The sequence below is a fragment of the Phosphitispora fastidiosa genome (assembly GCF_019008365.1).
Lineage (GTDB): Bacteria > Bacillota > Thermincolia > Thermincolales > UBA2595 > Phosphitispora > Phosphitispora fastidiosa.
In genome coordinates this window covers 1-249 of sequence record NZ_JAHHUL010000187.1, presented here as the reverse complement: position 1 = coordinate 249, position 249 = coordinate 1, and the positions used below count along the sequence as shown (strand labels likewise).

The following is a 249-nucleotide window of genomic DNA, read 5'->3' as shown; positions in this document are numbered from 1 at the left end:
ACGAACCACACCGCCGACGTCGGGCGAGACGACCATGACATTCGATGTGCCGTAATGAGCGCGGACATCGCGGGCGATGACCGGAACGGCATAGAGGTTGTCGGTCGGGATATCGAAGAAGCCCTGGATCTGGCCGGCGTGCAGATCGAGCGTCAGCACGCGGTTTGCACCGGCTTCGGTGATCAGATTGGCAACCAGCTTGGCGGAGATCGGGGTGCGCGGACCGGGCTTGCGGTCCTGGCGGGCATA

Annotated in this window: 1 protein-coding gene; it reads right to left on the bottom strand. The window is 63.9% G+C overall.

Translation table 11 applies throughout. From position 1 onward, the window contains the following. On the bottom strand, window positions 1–249 hold a 249-nt coding region (locus Ga0451573_RS19440; RefSeq protein ID WP_231685847.1), incomplete at both ends, for a ribose-phosphate pyrophosphokinase-like domain-containing protein.